The 17121-nt window shown below is 70.2% G+C and carries 15 protein-coding genes; 8 read left to right on the forward strand and 7 right to left on the reverse strand.

Annotated elements, in window-relative coordinates:
- Positions 1-17: 17 nt before the first annotated feature.
- On the reverse strand, positions 18-1136 hold the full coding sequence (locus OG390_RS32845) for a hypothetical protein (protein ID WP_406172989.1): 1119 nt from the start codon (positions 1134-1136) through the stop codon (positions 18-20).
- 278 nt (positions 1137-1414) lie between these two features.
- On the opposite strand from OG390_RS32845, the gene OG390_RS32850 reads away from it, so the two are divergent.
- On the forward strand, positions 1415-2569 hold the full coding sequence (locus OG390_RS32850) for a cystathionine gamma-synthase (protein ID WP_406172990.1): 1155 nt from the start codon (positions 1415-1417) through the stop codon (positions 2567-2569).
- Positions 2570-2577: 8 nt separating this feature from the next.
- Here OG390_RS32850 and OG390_RS32855 read toward each other — a convergent pair whose 3' ends face one another.
- From OG390_RS32855 to OG390_RS32865, 3 genes are all read right to left on the reverse strand, one after another.
- On the reverse strand, positions 2578-2826 hold the full coding sequence (locus OG390_RS32855) for a hypothetical protein (protein WP_399089134.1): 249 nt from the start codon (positions 2824-2826) through the stop codon (positions 2578-2580).
- On the reverse strand, positions 2823-3320 hold the full coding sequence (locus OG390_RS32860) for a sigma factor-like helix-turn-helix DNA-binding protein (RefSeq protein WP_406172991.1): 498 nt from the start codon (positions 3318-3320) through the stop codon (positions 2823-2825). Before OG390_RS32860 ends, OG390_RS32855 begins: the two co-directional genes overlap by 4 nt.
- 217 nt (positions 3321-3537) lie before the next feature.
- Positions 3538-4044, reverse strand: a complete 507-nt coding sequence (locus OG390_RS32865) for a MarR family winged helix-turn-helix transcriptional regulator (protein ID WP_406177990.1) — start codon at positions 4042-4044, stop codon at positions 3538-3540.
- Between the two features lie 164 nt (positions 4045-4208).
- On the opposite strand from OG390_RS32865, the gene ilvA reads away from it, so the two are divergent.
- The 3 genes from ilvA to OG390_RS32880 all read left to right on the forward strand — a co-directional run bounded on the left by ilvA (position 4209) and on the right by OG390_RS32880 (position 7478).
- Complete coding sequence (gene ilvA, locus OG390_RS32870) at positions 4209-5438, forward strand: threonine ammonia-lyase (RefSeq protein WP_399089128.1); 1230 nt, start codon at positions 4209-4211, stop codon at positions 5436-5438.
- A gap of 175 nt (positions 5439-5613) precedes the next feature.
- A complete protein-coding gene (locus OG390_RS32875; protein WP_406172992.1) occupies positions 5614-6624 on the forward strand; it encodes an ATP-binding cassette domain-containing protein in 1011 nt (336 codons plus the stop codon).
- Positions 6621-7478 (forward strand): ABC transporter permease, encoded by an 858-nt coding sequence (locus OG390_RS32880; protein ID WP_406172993.1) that lies wholly within the window; start codon positions 6621-6623, stop codon positions 7476-7478. Before OG390_RS32875 ends, OG390_RS32880 begins: the two co-directional genes overlap by 4 nt.
- 64 nt (positions 7479-7542) lie before the next feature.
- Here the strand turns inward: OG390_RS32880 and greA are convergent, their stop codons facing one another.
- Both greA and OG390_RS32890 read right to left on the reverse strand, forming a co-directional pair.
- The gene (greA, locus tag OG390_RS32885; RefSeq protein ID WP_399089119.1) at positions 7543-8040 is read right to left on the reverse strand and encodes a transcription elongation factor GreA; all 498 of its coding nucleotides are present in this window, start codon (positions 8038-8040) and stop codon (positions 7543-7545) included.
- 223 nt (positions 8041-8263) lie between these two features.
- Positions 8264-8665: a DUF4307 domain-containing protein gene (locus tag OG390_RS32890; RefSeq protein ID WP_406172994.1), complete on the reverse strand. Its 402-nt coding sequence runs from the start codon at positions 8663-8665 to the stop codon at positions 8264-8266.
- A 194-nt stretch (positions 8666-8859) separates the two neighbouring features.
- Here OG390_RS32890 and mca point away from each other — a divergent pair, with 194 nt between their 5' ends.
- The gene (gene mca, locus OG390_RS32895; protein ID WP_406177992.1) at positions 8860-9720 is read left to right on the forward strand and encodes a mycothiol conjugate amidase Mca; all 861 of its coding nucleotides are present in this window, start codon (positions 8860-8862) and stop codon (positions 9718-9720) included.
- Positions 9713-9964 (forward strand): hypothetical protein, encoded by a 252-nt coding sequence (locus OG390_RS32900; RefSeq protein ID WP_406172995.1) that lies wholly within the window; start codon positions 9713-9715, stop codon positions 9962-9964. Before mca ends, OG390_RS32900 begins: the two co-directional genes overlap by 8 nt.
- Positions 9965-10341: 377 nt before the next feature.
- Here the strand turns inward: OG390_RS32900 and OG390_RS32905 are convergent, their stop codons facing one another.
- Positions 10342-13542, reverse strand: a complete 3201-nt coding sequence (locus OG390_RS32905; protein ID WP_406172996.1) for a tetratricopeptide repeat protein — start codon at positions 13540-13542, stop codon at positions 10342-10344.
- A 159-nt stretch (positions 13543-13701) separates the two neighbouring features.
- Here OG390_RS32905 and OG390_RS32910 point away from each other — a divergent pair, with 159 nt between their 5' ends.
- Together OG390_RS32910 and OG390_RS32915 are read left to right on the forward strand one after the other, a co-directional pair.
- Positions 13702-15027 (forward strand): recombinase family protein, encoded by a 1326-nt coding sequence (locus OG390_RS32910; protein ID WP_406172997.1) that lies wholly within the window; start codon positions 13702-13704, stop codon positions 15025-15027.
- 52 nt (positions 15028-15079) lie between these two features.
- Positions 15080-17107 (forward strand): thioredoxin domain-containing protein, encoded by a 2028-nt coding sequence (locus tag OG390_RS32915; protein WP_406172998.1) that lies wholly within the window; start codon positions 15080-15082, stop codon positions 17105-17107.
- Positions 17108-17121 lie beyond the last annotated feature (14 nt).

A 17121-nucleotide genomic window follows, 5' to 3' on the forward strand; every position in this document is an offset into this window, starting at 1 on the left:
GGCAGCCGTCCGGGGCCTCAGTGCGGCAGTGTGGCCGGGCTCCCGCCGTTCGCCTCGTACCCCGCCACCGCCAGCGCCCGGTATATCGCGTAGTCCGCCGCCGGGTCGGAGGTCAGCGTCCAGGGGAGCGCGCCGACGTGGCCGTCCACGTGCACCAGCTGGTCCATGGCCTCGGACCAGCGCTCGCTGCGGACCAGGAAGAGCACCAGCAGGTGGCGTACGTGGGCCAGCATCGGGTCGTCCGAGCGGGCCGCGTGCACCGCGAAGAGCGCGCCGTGGACCGCCTTGGTCACGACCTCGCTCTGATAGAAGCTGCGGACCAGATTCACCTCGGGGAGGTGCTCGAAGACCGCGAAGAGCGGCATGGCGGCGAGCAGCGACCCCTGCGGGGCACGCGCGGCCGCGGCCTCCGCGAACGAGTACGCCACCTCGCGCGAGCCGTGCCACTTCTCGCACCAGTAGTGCAGGGCCGCCAGGTGCGCTCCCATGTGGGACGGCGCGCGGTCCAGGATCTTCAGCCAGAGCTTCTCGAACTCCGGCTGGGGGTATCCGAGTCCGCGGGCCACCGACAGCTCGATGATGTACGGGACCGGGTCACCGGGTGAGAGGAGAGCCGCCTCGCCGCAGGCCGCCTTCGCCTCCTCCATGATGATCCGGAACTCGTCCGTCCCCGGCGTCGACGTACGCCACGCCTGCTGCACCAGGAACTCCGCGTGCACCGCCGCGCCGCCCGCGTCCTTGGGCTGCTCGGCCCGCCACACCCGCAGCCACTGTCCGCCGGGCGTCTCGCTGACTCCGCCGGGGCGCTGCTGCAGCTCCAGCGACGCGGCACCCGCGAAGGCCTGCACCCGCTGCCAGCGCCGCTCGCCGTCCACCTCGGTGCCCGCGAGCAGCTGCGAGGCGGAGCGGTGGTCCTGCGTGCGCTGTACCAGGTCCAGCACGTCCAGCAGGTCCTGGTCCGGGCCGGGCATGCGGATGTCCAGCTCCTCCTGGCGCAGGAACCCGTAGTTCGCCGGGTCCGCCGCGTCGGGGTCGCCGGGCGACACCAGCTGAATACCGGCGCGCCTGCGCCTGAATACCGGCAGCAGGACCAGGCTGAACATGGCCAGCGCCATCAGCACCCAGAGAATCTCCATGCCTCAAGCGAACCAGACGGGTCCGACAATTGGCCAACCTGGTCGGGTCGGCTTCTTCGCGGCGGCTCCGATCTGGTGGGTCAGGATCCCGGGGAAGCTCCGATCCGGCCGGTCAGGATCCCGCGCGGCGACCCTGACCCGGCCGGTCAGGATCCCGCGCGGCGGCCCCGATCCGGTCGGGACAGACCCTTCGCGGCGGCACCGACGCAGTCGTTCCGGCTGCGCTTCGGGGGGCGTAGGCCGTCATCGGTCCCGCGGGCGCACTACGCTCGGGACCCATGAGCGACAGGCACATCAGCCAGCACTTCGAGACCCTCGCGATCCACGCGGGCAACACCGCCGATCCCCTCACCGGCGCGGTCGTCCCGCCGATCTACCAGGTCTCGACCTACAAGCAGGACGGCGTCGGCGGGCTGCGCGGCGGTTACGAGTACAGCCGCAGCGCCAACCCCACCAGGACCGCCCTGGAAGAGAACCTCGCCGCCCTCGAAGGCGGTCGCCGCGGCCTCGCGTTCGCGTCCGGACTGGCGGCCGAGGACTGCCTGTTGCGTACGCTGCTCAGCCCCGGCGACCACGTGGTCATCCCCAACGACGCGTACGGCGGTACGTTCCGCCTCTTCGCGAAGGTCGTCTCCCGGTGGGGTGTGGAGTGGTCCGTGGCCGACACCAGCGACCCCGACTCCGTACGAGCCGCCCTCACCCCGAAGACCAAGGCGGTCTGGGTCGAGACGCCCTCCAACCCCCTCCTCGGCATCACCGACATCGCCGCGGTCGCGCAGATCGCGCGCGAGGCGGGCGCCAAGCTCGTCGTCGACAACACCTTCGCGACCCCTTACCTCCAGCAGCCGCTCGCGCTCGGCGCGGACGTCGTCGTGCACTCCCTGACCAAGTACATGGGCGGCCACTCGGACGTCGTGGGCGGCGCCCTGATCGTCAGCGACCAGGCGCTCGGAGAGGAGCTGGCATACCACCAGAACGCGATGGGCGCGGTCGCCGGGCCCTTCGACTCCTGGCTGGTGCTGCGCGGCACCAAGACGCTCTCGGTGCGCATGGACCGGCACAGCGAGAACGCCGGCAAGGTCGCCGAGATGCTCACCCGGCACGCGCGCGTGACGCGTGTGCTGTACCCGGGCCTTCCGGAGCACCCCGGTCACGAGATCGCCGCCAAGCAGATGAGGGCGTTCGGCGGCATGGTCTCCTTCCAGGTCGAGGGCGGCGAGGAGGCGGCCGTCGAGGTCTGCAACCGCGCCAAGGTGTTCACGCTCGGCGAGTCCCTGGGCGGCGTCGAGTCCCTGATCGAGCACCCGGGACGCATGACGCACGCCTCGGCGGCCGGTTCGGCGCTCGAGGTTCCCGCCGATCTCGTACGCCTCTCCGTGGGCATCGAGAACGTCGACGACCTGCTCCAGGACCTCCAGCAGGCCCTCGGCTAGGCCGGCAGTCACCAGCCCGTCAGCGGTGGAGTCGTCTCCGACGGCGGCTCCACCCACGGGCGGGCCATGCTCGCCCAGACGATGAAGGCGACGGCCGCGGCGAACAGCACCAGCCACATCAGGCGCCGGGCCGCCGTCCAGCGGCGCAGCATGCGCCCGCCACGGCGTACGGCGTCCGCGTACAGGTCGGGCGGCACCGGGGGCGGCGCCTGCTCCAGCATCCGCCGTACGGCCGCCTCGCGCTCGGGCAGGTTCATGACGGCGCCACCTTCACCCTGGTCGGTGCCGGGCCTCGCGGCGGGTGCAGCAGCGTCGCCATCGCGCGGGCGCAGATCGTGTGCACGCGTTCCGTGGGGAGCCCGAGCAGGGCCGCCGTCTGTTCCTCGGCGACCCCCTCGTACAGCCTGAGGACCAGAATCAGCCGCTGCTGGGGCGTGAGCCGGGCCAGCACGTTGTCGGCGGACGGGCGCGGCCGTCCGAAGCTCCCGTACTGGTGCCAGGCCGAGCGCGCGAAGCGCACGGCCAGCTGCTGGCGCGCACGGTCGTACGGGTCCTCGCCGCGCAGCCGGTCCCAGGAGGCGTACGTGTGGGCGAGTGCCAGCGTCAGCAGGCGCCGGGCGCGCGGGTTGGCATCCCGGGGCTCCGCCGTCAGCAGCGTGGCGGCATGCAGCAGCCGCCCTGCCGCGCCCGCGACGAACGCCTCGAACTCCCGGGCCCGGCGGGCGCCTTGGGACGCATGCCGTTGTCGCACCACGCCTCCGCCTGAGGGCAACCCTGAGGGAAACGGGGCCCCGGCCGCGTACGACAGGCCGCACCGCGTACGACAAGGACCCGGTCTCATATGAGGCCAGGCGCCGCCTTCCGGTCAAGAGTCCGACGCACATGCACGCGCGCGTGGAGAGCGGGGAGAGCCGAGAACGGCCTACGCGCGGGCGTCGACCGGGGACGCGGTGAAGCGCCCGGGGCGGTCAGGAGGTCGGCTGCGACTCCGCGCCGGGCAGGCCCTGTGCCGCCTGGCGGGCGGAGAGCGCGCTGTTGAAGCGCGTGAGGAGCGTGCAGAACGCCTCGCGCTCGTCCGGCGCCCAGTCGTGTGTCAGCTCGGCCATCAACTGACGCCTGGAGGAGCGCACTTCGTCGAGGCGGGACTGCCCGCGCGGCGACAGCTGGAGCACCACCGCACGCCCGTCCTCGGGGTGCGAGGTGCGCTTGACGAGCCCGGTGTCGACCAGCGGCGCCACCTGCCGGGTGACCGTCGAGGAGTCGATGCCCATGCTCGCGGCGAGCGCCTTGACGCCCATGGGGCCCTCCTTGTCGAGGCGGTTGAGCAGCAGGTACGCGGCGCGGTCCATCGAGTTGCGCACCTGCCCCACCCCGCCGAGCCGGGTCTGTTCGGCACGGCGCGCGAAGACCGCGACCTCGTGCTGCAGCGTGTCGAGAAGACCGGTGTCACCGACGGTCGTCATGTCCATCGACATTTCAGGTGTTGTGGGCATGGCCGGGGGCTCAATTCATGCGTGGGGAGCTGGGTTGGGGGACAGGGTACGCGGCCGGGACGCGGGCCGTACCGGCGCTGCGCAAACCAGTCTCGGAGCGTGGTCACGGCGGGAGTGCGCCCGCGTGAACTGCGAGACTGGTGGTCATGAGCTACAGCACGGCTGACTCCTTGCCCAGTGTGACTCTCGACGACGTACGTGGTGCGCAGAAGATGCTCACGGGAGTGGCGCGGGTGACCGCGATGGAGGGCAGCAGGTACCTGTCCCAGCTGGTGGGCGCACCGGTCCACTTCAAGTGCGAGAACCTCCAGCGCACGGGGTCGTTCAAGCTGCGCGGCGCGTATGTGCGGATCGCGGGGCTGCTTCCCGAGGAGCGTGCGGCGGGTGTCGTCGCCGCCAGCGCGGGCAACCACGCCCAGGGCGTCGCGCTGGCCTCCACGCTGCTCGGCGTGCGTTCCACGGTCTTCATGCCGACCGGCGCCCCGCTCCCGAAGGTCGCGGCCACGCGCGACTACGGCGCCGAGGTGAGGCTGCACGGACAGGTGGTGGACGAGACGCTGGCGGCCGCGCAGGAGTACGCGGCCGAGACGGGCGCCGTGTTCATCCACCCCTTCGATCACCCCGACATCATCGCGGGGCAGGGCACGGTCGGCCTGGAGATCCTGGAGCAGTGCCCCGAGGTGCGCACGATCGTCGTCGGGATCGGCGGTGGCGGGCTGGCCGCGGGTGTCGCGCTCGCGGTGAAGTCCATCCGTCCGGACGTACGGGTCGTCGGTGTGCAGGCGGAGGGCGCCGCGGCGTACCCGCCCTCGCTGGCGGCCGGGCGCCCGGTGTCGATCGAGAACCCGGCGACGATGGCCGACGGCATCAAGGTCGGACGGCCGGGCGACGTACCGTTCCGCCTGGTCGAGGAACTGGTCGACGAGGTCCGCACGGTCTCGGAGAACAATCTCTCCAGCGCTCTGCTGCTCTGCCTGGAGCGGGCCAAGCTGGTCGTCGAGCCGGCCGGCGCGAGCCCCGTCGCGGCGCTGCTGCGCGAGCCCGGAGCCTTCGAGGGCCCGGTCGTGGCCCTGCTGTCCGGCGGAAACGTGGACCCGCTGCTGATGCAACGCATCCTGCGCCACGGCATGGCGGCGGGTGGCCGTTACCTGGCGGTCACGCTGCGGTTGACCGATCGTCCCGGGGCCCTGGCCACACTTCTCGGGGTGTTGTCAGTGGCGGACGCTAACGTGCTCGATGTGAGTCACGTACGCACCGATCCACGGCTCGGGCTCACGGAGGTGGAGGTCGAGCTGCACCTGGAGACGAAGGGTCACGAGCACTGCGCCGAGGTGAACCGGGCGCTGCGTGAGGCTGGTTACACGGTCATCGATTGAGATCATGAGCACCGTCGTCTCCCTTGGAAAGATCCGTTGAGCAACGCGATACATCGCGTTACGGTGTGTCCCCCGCCGTAGAACTGCCGGGCGGACGAAGCGTTCGCCCACCGGTGGCACGAATCAGTAAAAGTCATACTTTTCGTGAAAATCCCCAACTACGTGGAGAACTCACATGCCAGGCGCCATCTATGCCGAAGGCCTGGTCAAGACCTTCGGTGACGTAAGGGCTCTGGACGGCGTCGATCTCGATGTCCCGGAGGGCACCGTGCTGGGCCTGCTCGGGCCGAACGGCGCGGGGAAGACGACCGCGGTCCGCTGCCTGACGACCCTGCTCCGTCCTGACAGCGGCAAGGCCGTCGTCGCGGGCGTCGACGTACTCAAACACCCCGACGCGGTACGACGCAGGGTCGGCCTCTCCGGACAGTTCGCCGCGGTCGACGAGTACCTGACCGGCCGCGAGAATCTGCAGATGGTCGGCCAGCTCTACCAGATGAAGGCCAAGGCCGCGAAGATACGGGCGGACGAACTGCTCGAGCAGTTCAACCTCGCGGACGCCGCCGACCGCACCGCGAAGACGTACTCGGGCGGTATGCGCCGTCGCCTCGACCTGGCGGCCGCGCTGGTCGTGTCACCTCCGGTGATGTTCATGGACGAGCCGACCACCGGCCTGGACCCGCGCAACCGCCAGCAGCTGTGGGACGTCATCAAGGGCCTGGTCTCCGGTGGCACGACACTGCTGCTTACCACCCAGTACCTGGAAGAGGCCGACCACCTCGCGCACGACATCTGCGTGGTCGACCACGGCCGTGTCATCGCCCGCGGCACCGCCGACCAGCTCAAGGCACAGACCGGCGGCGAGCGCGTCGAGGTCGTCGTGCACGAGCGCGAGCACATGGAGACCGCCTCGGAGGTGCTCCGCAGCTTCGGCAAGGGCGCGACCACTGTCGAGGAGCACACCCGCAAGCTCACCGTGCCCGTCACCGGAGGCGCGAAGCTCCTCGCTGAGGTCATCCGCGAGCTGGACACCCGCGGCATCGAGATCGACGACATCGGCCTGCGCCGCCCCACCCTGGACGACGTCTTCCTCTCACTCACCGGCCATATGGCCGAGGAGCGGGGCGAGGTCAACGGAGCGGTGGACGACGTCAAGGGTCCCAAGCGCAAGAAGGAGGCCGGCAAGTGAGTGCCGTCACCGACGCCGTGCAGGTCGCGGCACCCTCGAACCCGTTCGGCCAGTCCATCCGCGACTCGCTGGTCGTCGCCAAGCGCAACCTGATCAGGATGTCCCGGATCCCGGAGATGGTGATCTTCGGGCTGATCCAGCCGATCATGTTCGTGGTGTTGTTCAGCTATGTCTTCGGCGGCTCCATGCAGATCGGCGGCAGCACCAGCGCCACCGACTACCGCAACTTCCTGATGGCCGGCATCTTCGCGCAGACCGTCACCTTTGCCACCGCGGGCGCCGGCGCGGGCATTGCCGACGACATGCACAAGGGCCTGATCGACCGCTTCCGCTCGCTGCCCATGGCGCGCGGCGCGGTGCTCACCGGCCGTACGCTCGCCGACCTCGTGCAGACCGCGCTGACCCTGCTGGTCCTCGCGATCGTCGCCCTGCTGGTCGGCTGGCGTGTGGGCTCCAACGGCGACACCAATGTCGGCAAGGTCCTCGGCGCCTTCGGGCTGCTGCTCCTGCTGGGGTACGCGTTCACCTGGATCGGGGCCCTGATCGGCCTCTCCGTCCGTACGCCCGAGGCGGCCACGTCCGGCGGGCTGATCTGGCTCTTCCCGGTCACCTTCATCTCGAACGCATTCGTGGACACCAGCCACATGACGCCCTGGCTGCGGCACATCGCGGACTGGAACCCGTTCAGCGCCACGGTGCAGGCCTGCCGTGTGCTGTTCGCCAACCCCGGCCAGTCGACATCGGCCGCCTGGCCCATGCAGCACTCGGTCTGGGCCTCGGTGATCTATTCGGTCCTGATCATCCTGATATTCAGGACGCTGGCGGTGCGCAAGTACCGATCCGCCACGGCGTGACCCGGACATGACGATGCCCCCGGCCGCGCGGCCGGGGGCATCGCCGTAGTCGCTGGTCCTGGGCTCAGCCCTGGTACGGCTCGGCCTTGAGGATCTTCACCGAGGCGAACTTGCCGTTCGGCAGTTCGTACTGGGCGTCCTCGCCGACCTTCTTGCCGTTCACACCGGAGCCCAGCGGGGACTGCGGCGAGTACGTCTCGATGTCGGAGCTGGCGTACTCGCGCGAGGCCAGCAGGAAGTCCAGGGTGTCGTCCTCGTCGCCGTCGAAGGCGATGGTGACGACCATGCCCGGCGCGACCACGCCGTCCGCCGCGGGAGCCTCGCCGACCTTGGCGTTCTCCAGGAGCTGGGTCAGCTGGCGCACACGGAGCTCCTGCTTGCCCTGCTCCTCCTTGGCCGCGTGGTACCCGCCGTTCTCGCGCAGGTCGCCCTCCTCGCGCGCGGCCGCGATCTTGGCGGCGATCTCCGTGCGCGCAGGACCAGACAGGTGCTCCAGCTCGGCCTTCAGCTGGTTGTACGCCTCCTGGGTCAGCCAGGTGACGTTCTCGCTGGTCTGGGTCACAGGTGCTCCTCGTAGGTACTGGGAATACAAAGCATCGCCCTACCCAGAAGAATGTTCCTTCACGGGTGGGCGAAACCACGAGCCTAACAATTCAACGGCTCAAGGGGGAGGACATAAGGCATCAGAATTACGTCAATGCAGGTCAGCGGGTAGGAGGTGAGAGTGACCCCGACCTGTGTCGGTGCCTGTGTCAGCGCCTGTGCCCGTGCCCATACCGGTCCGCTCAGTCCGCGTGACAGCCGAGCAGCTCCGCCGTGGAACCACGAGCCGTCGTACGCAGGGTAACCACCTTGTCGGTGCGTGAGGAGTCCTGGTCGAAACGGAAGTCCGCGCGCCCCACCTCGGTGCCGTCGGCGTCCTGCGAGCGCAGGGTGCAGTAGCCGTGGGCGTCCGCGTCCTTGCGCACCTCCAGGTGCACCTCGACGGCGCTGTCCGAGACCGCCTTGAAGGTGATCACCTCGGCGCTGATCTTGTTGCCGACGACATAGTGGAAGCCGAACCAGCCGACCACGGCGAGCAGGGCGACGCCCAGTGCGGCTCCGATGACCTTGAGTTTGCGGTCGGCGCGCTCGTCCGCGGAGCGGCCGTACCGGCCCTCGGGCAGCTGCGTGCTCGCCGTACTCATGATCGTCCTCTCGGCAGGCCGGGACCAATGTCCTGGAAGGGACCCGGAGACCGGGCCCCTGGAATTATTGGCCCCCCGATTCCGTCACTATAGAAGCCGCCCATCGCGCTGTTTCACGCCGGGCGCCGACAGCCGACCTACGAGGCGACAGCCGACTGACCGAGGATTGAGTCTTGACTGACCAGCTGCGACTGATGGCCGTCCACGCCCACCCCGACGACGAGTCGAGCAAGGGCGCGGCCACCATGGCGATGTACGTGTCCGAGGGGGTGGACGTGCTGGTCGTGACCTGCACGGGCGGGGAGCGCGGCTCCATCCTCAATCCGAAGCTTCAGGGCGACAAGTACATCGAGGAGCACATCCACGAGGTACGCAAGAAGGAGATGGACGAGGCCCGCGAGATCCTCGGGATCAAGCAGGAGTGGCTCGGCTTCGTCGACTCGGGCCTGCCCGAGGGCGACCCGCTGCCCCCGCTCCCCGAGGGCTGTTTCGCCCTGGAGGACATCGACAAGGCGGCCGGCGAACTGGTCAGGCAGATCCGCTCCTTCCGCCCGCAGGTGATCACCACGTACGACGAGAACGGTGGTTACCCGCACCCCGACCACATCATGACCCACAAGATCTCGATGGTGGCGTTCGAGGGCGCGACGGACACCGAGAAGTACCCGGAGTCCGAGTTCGGCCCGGCCTTCCAGCCGCAGAAGCTCTACTACAACCAGGGCTTCAACCGCCCGCGGACCGAAGCTCTGCACAACGCCCTGCTCGACCGCGGCCTGGAGTCGCCGTACGGGGAGTGGCTGAAGCGCTGGTCGGAGTTCGAGCGCACCGAGCGCACGCTGACCACGCACGTTCCGTGCGCCGACTTCTTCGAGATCCGGGACAAGGCGCTGATCGCGCACGCCACGCAGATCGACCCCGACGGCGGCTGGTTCAAGGTCCCCATGGAGATCCAGAAGGAGGTCTGGCCGACCGAGGAGTACGAGCTCGCGAAGTCCTTCGTGGATACCTCCCTCCCCGAGCACGACCTCTTTGCGGGCATCCGCGACAATGCCTGACATGAGCGCAAGCCTGGCACTGACGAACCTCGTCCCCCTCGCCAAGGAGGTCGACCAGAACAAGGTCACCCCCGGCGTCCTCGGCTTCATCGTTTTCGCGGTGATGGCCCTGGCGGTGTGGGGCCTGATGAAGTCCATGAACCGGCACATGGGCAAGGTCACCTTCGAGGAGGACTCGCAGAAGGACGCGGCGGCCTCCGGCAAGAATTCCACCGGCGGCAAGGCCTCGCCCGCGAAGGGCTGAGCCGGCACTTCCGGCCGACCGGCTCACCTCCGGGTGACGGGCCTGCGCGGGAGTGATCCGCCAGGGACACAGCAACAGGTGCGCGGACTCCGGCCGCAGATGGTCGGAGTGCGCGCCGGTCGGCCCGTTCCCGCGGACGTGGACCTCGCTCGCGTCGAGACTGACGAAGCGGTGGTCGAGGACGTCCTACGGATACAGCTGCTCGACGCACCGCATCGTGATGGCCGAGACGTGCGCGGGCGCGGTGCCGATCCCCGCGTACCCGATGCCCGCCCGCTTCTCGGCAGGCAGATGTCAGAGGCCGGTGGCGCGACCAACGCCACCGGATCCCCCTCGTCCCCGAGCGGATCCCCCGCGTCCCCGAGCAATCCGACGCCCTACCGAGCCGATGCCACCGCCACCCCCATCACATCCCGAGCATGCCGCCCCGGCACCATCCCCAGGCGCCAGGCCTGCCACCCGGCGTCCAGGTCCACGCCCCGCTCCAGCAGCAGCTGGTACGCCTCGATGTAGTCGTCCAGTTTTCCGTCCCGGGAAGGGTGCCCGGTGCGGGAGAGCTGGGTCAGTTCCTCCTGGGCCACCGCGGCGCCTACCTCGTAGCCGCCGGGGGCGCCGTAGGGGAGCAGGGTGCACTTCAGGAACTTGGCCCAGTCCTCGCCCCGGCGGTCGCCGTACGACGTGAAGAGGCCGATCGCCTCCTCGCACAGGGCCAGGGCCTGTTGCGTACGGGCGTTGCCGGCGTCGACCACCGCGAGTTCCAGGCAGGTCCAGGCCTCGCCGTGGGCGACGCCGATGCGTTGGAAGTCGGCGCGTGCGTCGACCAGGAGCTGGCGGGCGAAGCCGGAGTTGCGCAAGGAGCCGGTCTGGGCAGCGCGTTGGTCCCGGGTGACGCGGGCCGAGTGGTGGCGGGCGCAGGCGAGGCCGTACACATCGCGCATGCGCGAGAACATCGTGCGGGAGCGCTCCAGTTCGCGGACCGCCTGGTCCAGATTGCCGGTCTCCTCCAGGGCCTGGCCCAGGTAGTAGATCGTCCACGCCTCGCCGCGCGCGTCCTCGTTCTCACGGTGGCGGGAGGCCGCCTGGCGCAGGCCGGCGACCGCGGAGGACGGGTCGCCGTCGACGAGGCGGGCGCGGGCCAGCTGGGTGAGGGCCCAGGCCTCGCCGCGGGCGTCGCGGGTGCGGCCGTACAGGTCGAGGGCCTCGCGCAGTTCACGCTCCGCGCGCGGTACGTCGCCCATCCGCAGACCGAGCTGGCCGAGCTGGAAGTGGGCCCACGCCTCGCCGTGCACGGACTCGCCCTCGCGGTGCAGGACCAGGGCCTGGGTCAGCAGGTCCAGGGCCCGGGCGAGCCGGGACCTGTCGCGCTCCACCGCCGCGAGCGCGTGCATCGTCCAGGCGCGGTCGGCCGCGAGGTCGGGGGAGGCCTGGAGGTCCATGGCCTCCTGGAGCTTGGCCGCCGCCTCGCTGAGGCTTCCCTGGTGGTGCAGGGTGATGCCGAGGGAGCAGAGCGCCCTGGCGGCGCCCGCGTCGTGGTGGGCCTCGAAGTAGAGGTCCACGACCGAGGCCAGGGTCGTGCGGGCCTTGTCGAGTTCGCCCAGCTGGCGGGCCGCGATGCCGGTGCGCCACTGGACCGAGCGCACGAGCAGGCCCTGGTCGACCGCCTGGGTCAACTCGCTGATCTCGCCCAGGCGGTAGAGGTCGCCGCGCAGCAGGCAGTAGTCGCACAGGGCGCCCAGGAGGTTCAGTACAGCGGCTTGGTTCACTCCTTCCGCGTGCCGCAGTGCCGCCGTGATGAAGCTCGACTCGTCGTCCAGCCAGCGCAGGGCAGCGTCGAGGGAGGTGAAGCCGTGCGGCCCGAACTGATCGGCGCGCGTGGACGTCTTGCCGTCGACCAGGCGGATCACCGAGTCGGCGAGCTCCGCGTAGTTCACGATCAGGCGTTCCTGCGCGGCCGTGCGCTCGGAGGGTTCCTCCTCGTCCAGGAGGCGGGCCCCCGCGAAGGCCCGCACGAGGTCGTGCAGGCGGTAGCGGCTGCCGCGGACGTGGTCGATCAGGCCCGCCTGGGAGAGCGCGGTCAGGTGGCGGGTGGCTTCCGGCTCGTCGGTGGCCAGCAGGGACGCGGCCGCGGCCGCGCCCAGCGAGGCGCGGCCGGCCAGGGCCAGGCGGCGCAGGAGCCGGCGCGCCATGTCCGACTGGTCGGTGTAGCGCAGCCACAGCACCCGCTCGACCGGTTCCACGGGGCCGTACGCCGCGAGGTCGGAGGCCAGTTGGCGCGGGGTGCGGGGGCCGAAGGAGGAGCCCGCGATGCGCAGGGCCAGGGGCAGGCCGCCGCACAACTCCCGCACGTGGTCGGCGGATTCGGCGTCGTACGGCCCGGACTTGTCCTGTGCCGCCGCGTTCAACAGCTCCTCGGCGCCTGCCGCGTCCAGCGCCTCGATGGGGAGTTGGTGCACCCAGGCGGGGAGGTCGGCGGGCAGGTCGAGCGGTTTGCGGGCGGTGACCAGGACCAGGCTCTCCGAGCGCTCGGGGATCAGGGTGCGGACCTGCTCGGCGTCGCTCGCGTCGTCCAGGACGATCGTCACCGGCAGGCCCGTCAGGTGCTGGTGGTACAGCTCGCTCAGCCGCCTGACCTGCTGGTCGGGTGAGGAACGCTCGCGGAAGAGGAGCTGCTCGCGGGGTGCGCCGAGCCGGTTCAGAAGGTGGAGCAGCGCGTCGCGTGTGGTCAGCGGGGGGTCGTCCGGGCTGTCGCCGCGCAGGTCCACCACGCAGGCACCGCGGAACTGGTCCCTGAGGTCGTGCGCCGCCCGGATCGCGAGGCTGCTGCGGCCGGAGCCGGGCGCGCCGTGCAGTACGACGACCGTCGGTTTCGTCTGGGTGCTCGCGCGCGCCGCGTGCACCCACTGCGCGACCCGTGACAGCTCGGCACGGCGTCCCGCGAACGGCCCGTCCGGCTCCGGCAGTTGACCGAACGACTGCTCCAGCACACTGCGCCGTCGCGCCGCCGCGCTCTTGTCGGTGCGCCGCAGCTGGGGCGCACCCTGCTTCGCGCCCGTGGAGGCGCTGAGTACCCGCTGTTGGTCGAGGAACGGTCGGATGCCCCGTACTTCCAGGGCCGTGAGCCACTGCAGGCGCAGCTGTTCGGGGCCGCCGGGCTGCCCGATGGCACCGGCCCGGCGGCTCGCGGCCGGCAGATGCGAGGCTGTCACCTTGAGCACGGTGGCCGCCGCGCCCACCACCCCCACCGTGGCACCCGCGCCGATCGCCGTCCCCGCGCCCGTGCCCAGCGCCAGGTCCACCACGACGGCCGCGATCGCCGCAACGGCCGCCACGAGTAAGGGTGTTCCGGTGCCCTCCTGGGCATAGCGCTGCCCGAAGGTCAGCCGTCCCGCCTCCGTGTCGTCGAGGGCTCGCGTATACGCCTCGTATTCCTCGGCAGCCGTCTGCCCCATCGCGTCGAGCGCGGCCCGCGCCCGGGACAGCACCACACCCCCGTCAACGCGCCCACCCGACCGCCGGACCTCTTCCTCGACGGCCCGGGCCAACAGCCGCTCGGCTTCCGCCCGATGGCTGTCCCGCATGTCACGTCCCCCTCCGGCAGCAACTCCTTTGCCCATGAGTGTCCTTCGTGCGGGACGGGAACGCGAGGGGGCCGACGATCACCGGATCCAGATCCTGTGACTTCGAGATCAATCGCTCGTTCTTATGACTGTCGGGCGAACTGTCGAACGGGGGGCGTCGTGAACCACATTGCTGTGCACCAACCGACCGGTTTGATTCCGGTCGCGTCGTATGCGCGTACGTCGGAGGACGTCCGTCAGCGGGATGGGCACGGAGTCCGCCATCAGCTGCGGATCAATGAGCGGACCGCACATGAACACAGCTGCGCGGTGGTCGCGACCTACAGCGACAACGGCCGCAGCGCGTCCAAGGACGGAGTGGTGAGACCTGGCTTCGATCGCTTGGTCGCGGACCTCGTGCGAGGGCATACCGACGGCGGGCAGCCGATCGAAGGGATCGTCTGCGTCGCGGACGATCGGCTGTACCGCCGTGCGGAAGATCTCGCCCGGTTCTTCGCCGCGCTGACCAGCCGACCAGGACGCATTTACGTTGACTCGCAGAGTGTCCGAGATCCGTACTCGCAAGAGGGCCTGCTGCAAGCCGTGCGATCGCTGGAAGCCGCGGTCATGGAAACGCGGGTCAGGAGTCGGCGGCTGTCGGATTGGCACTGGGCCCGCGCTGTCGAGGGCGTACCGCACAGCGGGCCGCGTCCCTTCGGCCGGCAGGAGGACAGGATTGCGCTGCGTCCGGATGAGGCGAGGCTCGTCGAGCAGGCGATCGCCGCCCGCATCGGAGGGACAGCGGTCCGGGCCATCGCACGTGACTGGTGTGACCTCGGGGTCAGCGGTACTCGTGGTGGCAGGCCGAATGCCCAGACCGTCACGCAGATTATGACCGCACCAAGGGTGTGCGGTTATCGGGCCAATAAGGGCCAGCTGCTGCTGGTTCCGGAGACGGGGGAGCCTGTGCTGGGCCGGTGGGAGCCCATCGTGACGCCGGACCGGTGGCAAGCGGTGTGCGCGACTTTTTCGCCCGGCAGTCTCTATTTGCACAGAGGCAGCGGTGCTCCGGGACTCACAGGGCGGAAGAGGGCGGCGCCCAGCCACCTGGCCAGTGGCTTTCTTCGCTGTGGGGCGGAGCGCCGCGACGGCACGCCGTGTCATGGCGCTTTGTGCGCCCAGGCAGGCAGAAGCAAGAGAAGCCCGTACGTCTACTCCTGTCGTTCCTGTGGGCGATGCAGCATCAGTGGGCCGCTGGCAGACGATGCCCTGGAACAACTGCTCTTCACCGAGACTCACGAATGCGTGAGGCTGCCGGAGCCCGTGCGACGACGTTGGCGGTCCGGTGAGATGGGACTCGAGGAGAAGCGAAAGATCACCGCCTCCGTCATCACGTGCTGCAACGTCCGACCAGGTGTGAAGGGAGATCACTCCTGGGACTACTCGCGGGTGCAGCCCGTATGGCGTTGGGCGGATCGGGTGGCACCGTCGGGAGCGACTGCCTGAGTGGGTGCCCGTCCCGCGCGACTGTCCGGAGGCGGTCGGGCAGGATGGGGACATGCCGAACCGACTGGCCCATGAGACGTCCCCGTACCTGCTCCAGCACGCCGACAACCCCGTCGACTGGTGGCCCTGGTCGGAAGAGGCGTTCGAGGAGGCGCGGCGCCGAGACGTTCCCGTGCTGCTGAGCGTCGGATATTCGAGCTGTCACTGGTGCCACGTTCTCGCAACGGAAAGCTTCGAGGACGAAGCAGTGGCTGCCTACATGAACGAGCATTTCGTCAATGTCAAAGTCGACCGCGAGGAGCGACCGGACGTCGACGCCGTGTACATGGAGGCCGTACAGGCGGCGACCGGGCAGGGCGGCTGGCCCATGACCGTGTTCCTCACTCCGGACGCCGAGCCCTTCTACTTCGGTACCTACTTCCCGCCCGCGCCCCGTCACGGCATGCCCGCCTTCCAGCAGGTCCTGGAGGGTGTGCACAACGCCTGGGCCCACCGGCGGGACGAGGTCTCCGAGGTCGCGGGCAAGATCGTGCGGGATCTCGCCGGACGGGAGATGAGCTTCGGCGACGACCGGGTGCCCGGCGAGGAGGAACTGGCCGGTGCGCTCCTCGGGCTCACCCGGGAGTACGACGCCGCGCGCGGCGGATTCGGCGGGGCGCCCAAGTTCCCGCCGTCCATGGTGATCGAGTTCCTGCTGCGGCACCATGCGCGGACCGGCTCCGACGGTGCCCTGCAGATGGCGCAGGACACCTGCGAGCGCATGGCCCGCGGCGGCATCTACGACCAGCTCGGCGGCGGTTTCGCCCGCTACTCCGTAGACCGTGACTGGATCGTGCCCCACTTCGAGAAGATGCTGTACGACAACGCCCTGCTGTGCCGTGTCTACGCACATCTCTGGCGTACCACCGGCTCCGAACTCGCCCGCCGCGTCGCCCTCGAGACCGCCGACTTCATGGTGCGTGAACTGCGCACCAACGAGGGCGGGTTCGCCTCCGCCCTCGACGCCGACAGCGACGACGGGACCGGCAGGCATGTCGAGGGCGCGTACTACGTATGGACGCCCGAGCAGCTCCGTGAAGTCCTCGGTGACGACGCCGAGCTCGCCGCCCACTACTTCGGGGTGACCGAGGAGGGCACCTTCGAGGAGGGTGCGTCCGTTCTCCAACTCCCGCAGCGCGAGGGCGTGTTCGACGCCGCGCGGATCGCCTCGGTCCACGAGCGGTTGCTCGCCGCGCGCGCCGGGCGACCCGCCCCCGGCCGCGACGACAAGGTGGTCGCCGCCTGGAACGGGCTCGCCGTCGCCGCCCTCGCGGAGACCGGCGCCTACTTCGGGCGCCCCGACCTCGTGGATGCCGCGATCGGCGCCGCCGACCTCCTCGTGCGGCTGCACATGGACGATCGCGCGCGCCTCGCCCGTACCAGCAAGGACGGTCAAGTCGGCGCGAACGCGGGAGTGCTGGAGGACTACGCGGATGTCGCCGAGGGCTTCCTCGCGCTCGCGTCCGTCACCGGGGAAGGCGTCTGGCTGGAATTCGCCGGGTTCCTGCTCGACCACGTGATCGTGCAGTTCATCGACTCCGAGTCGGGCGCGCTCTACGACACGGCGGCCGACGCCGAGCAGTTGATCCGCCGACCGCAGGATCCCACCGACAACGCCACGCCCTCCGGCTGGAGCGCGGCGGCCGGGGCGCTGCTGAGCTATGCCGCCCAGACCGGTGCCGAACCCCATCGCACCGCCGCCGAGCGGGCGTTGGGTGTCGTGAAGGCGCTCGGTCCACGCGCGCCCCGTTTCATCGGCTGGGGTCTGGCGGTCGCCGAGGCGCTTCTCGACGGGCCGCGCGAGGTCGCGATCGTGGGGCCCGCCGACGATCCGGCCACCGGAGCCCTGCACCGTACGGCGCTTCTGGGCACCGCCCCGGGCGCCGTTGTCGCGGTGGGAGTGCCGGAGAGTGAGGAGCTGCCGCTGCTTTCCGGTCGACCTCTGGTGGACGGAAGGCCGGCCGCGTATGTCTGCCGTAACTTCACTTGCGACGCTCCGACGACCGATCCCGACCGGCTCCACACGGCGCTGAGCGGCTGAAACGGCTGATCCCC

Source organism: Streptomyces sp. NBC_00996 (genome assembly GCF_045162675.1).
In the GTDB taxonomy this organism is placed as follows: domain Bacteria; phylum Actinomycetota; class Actinomycetes; order Streptomycetales; family Streptomycetaceae; genus Streptomyces.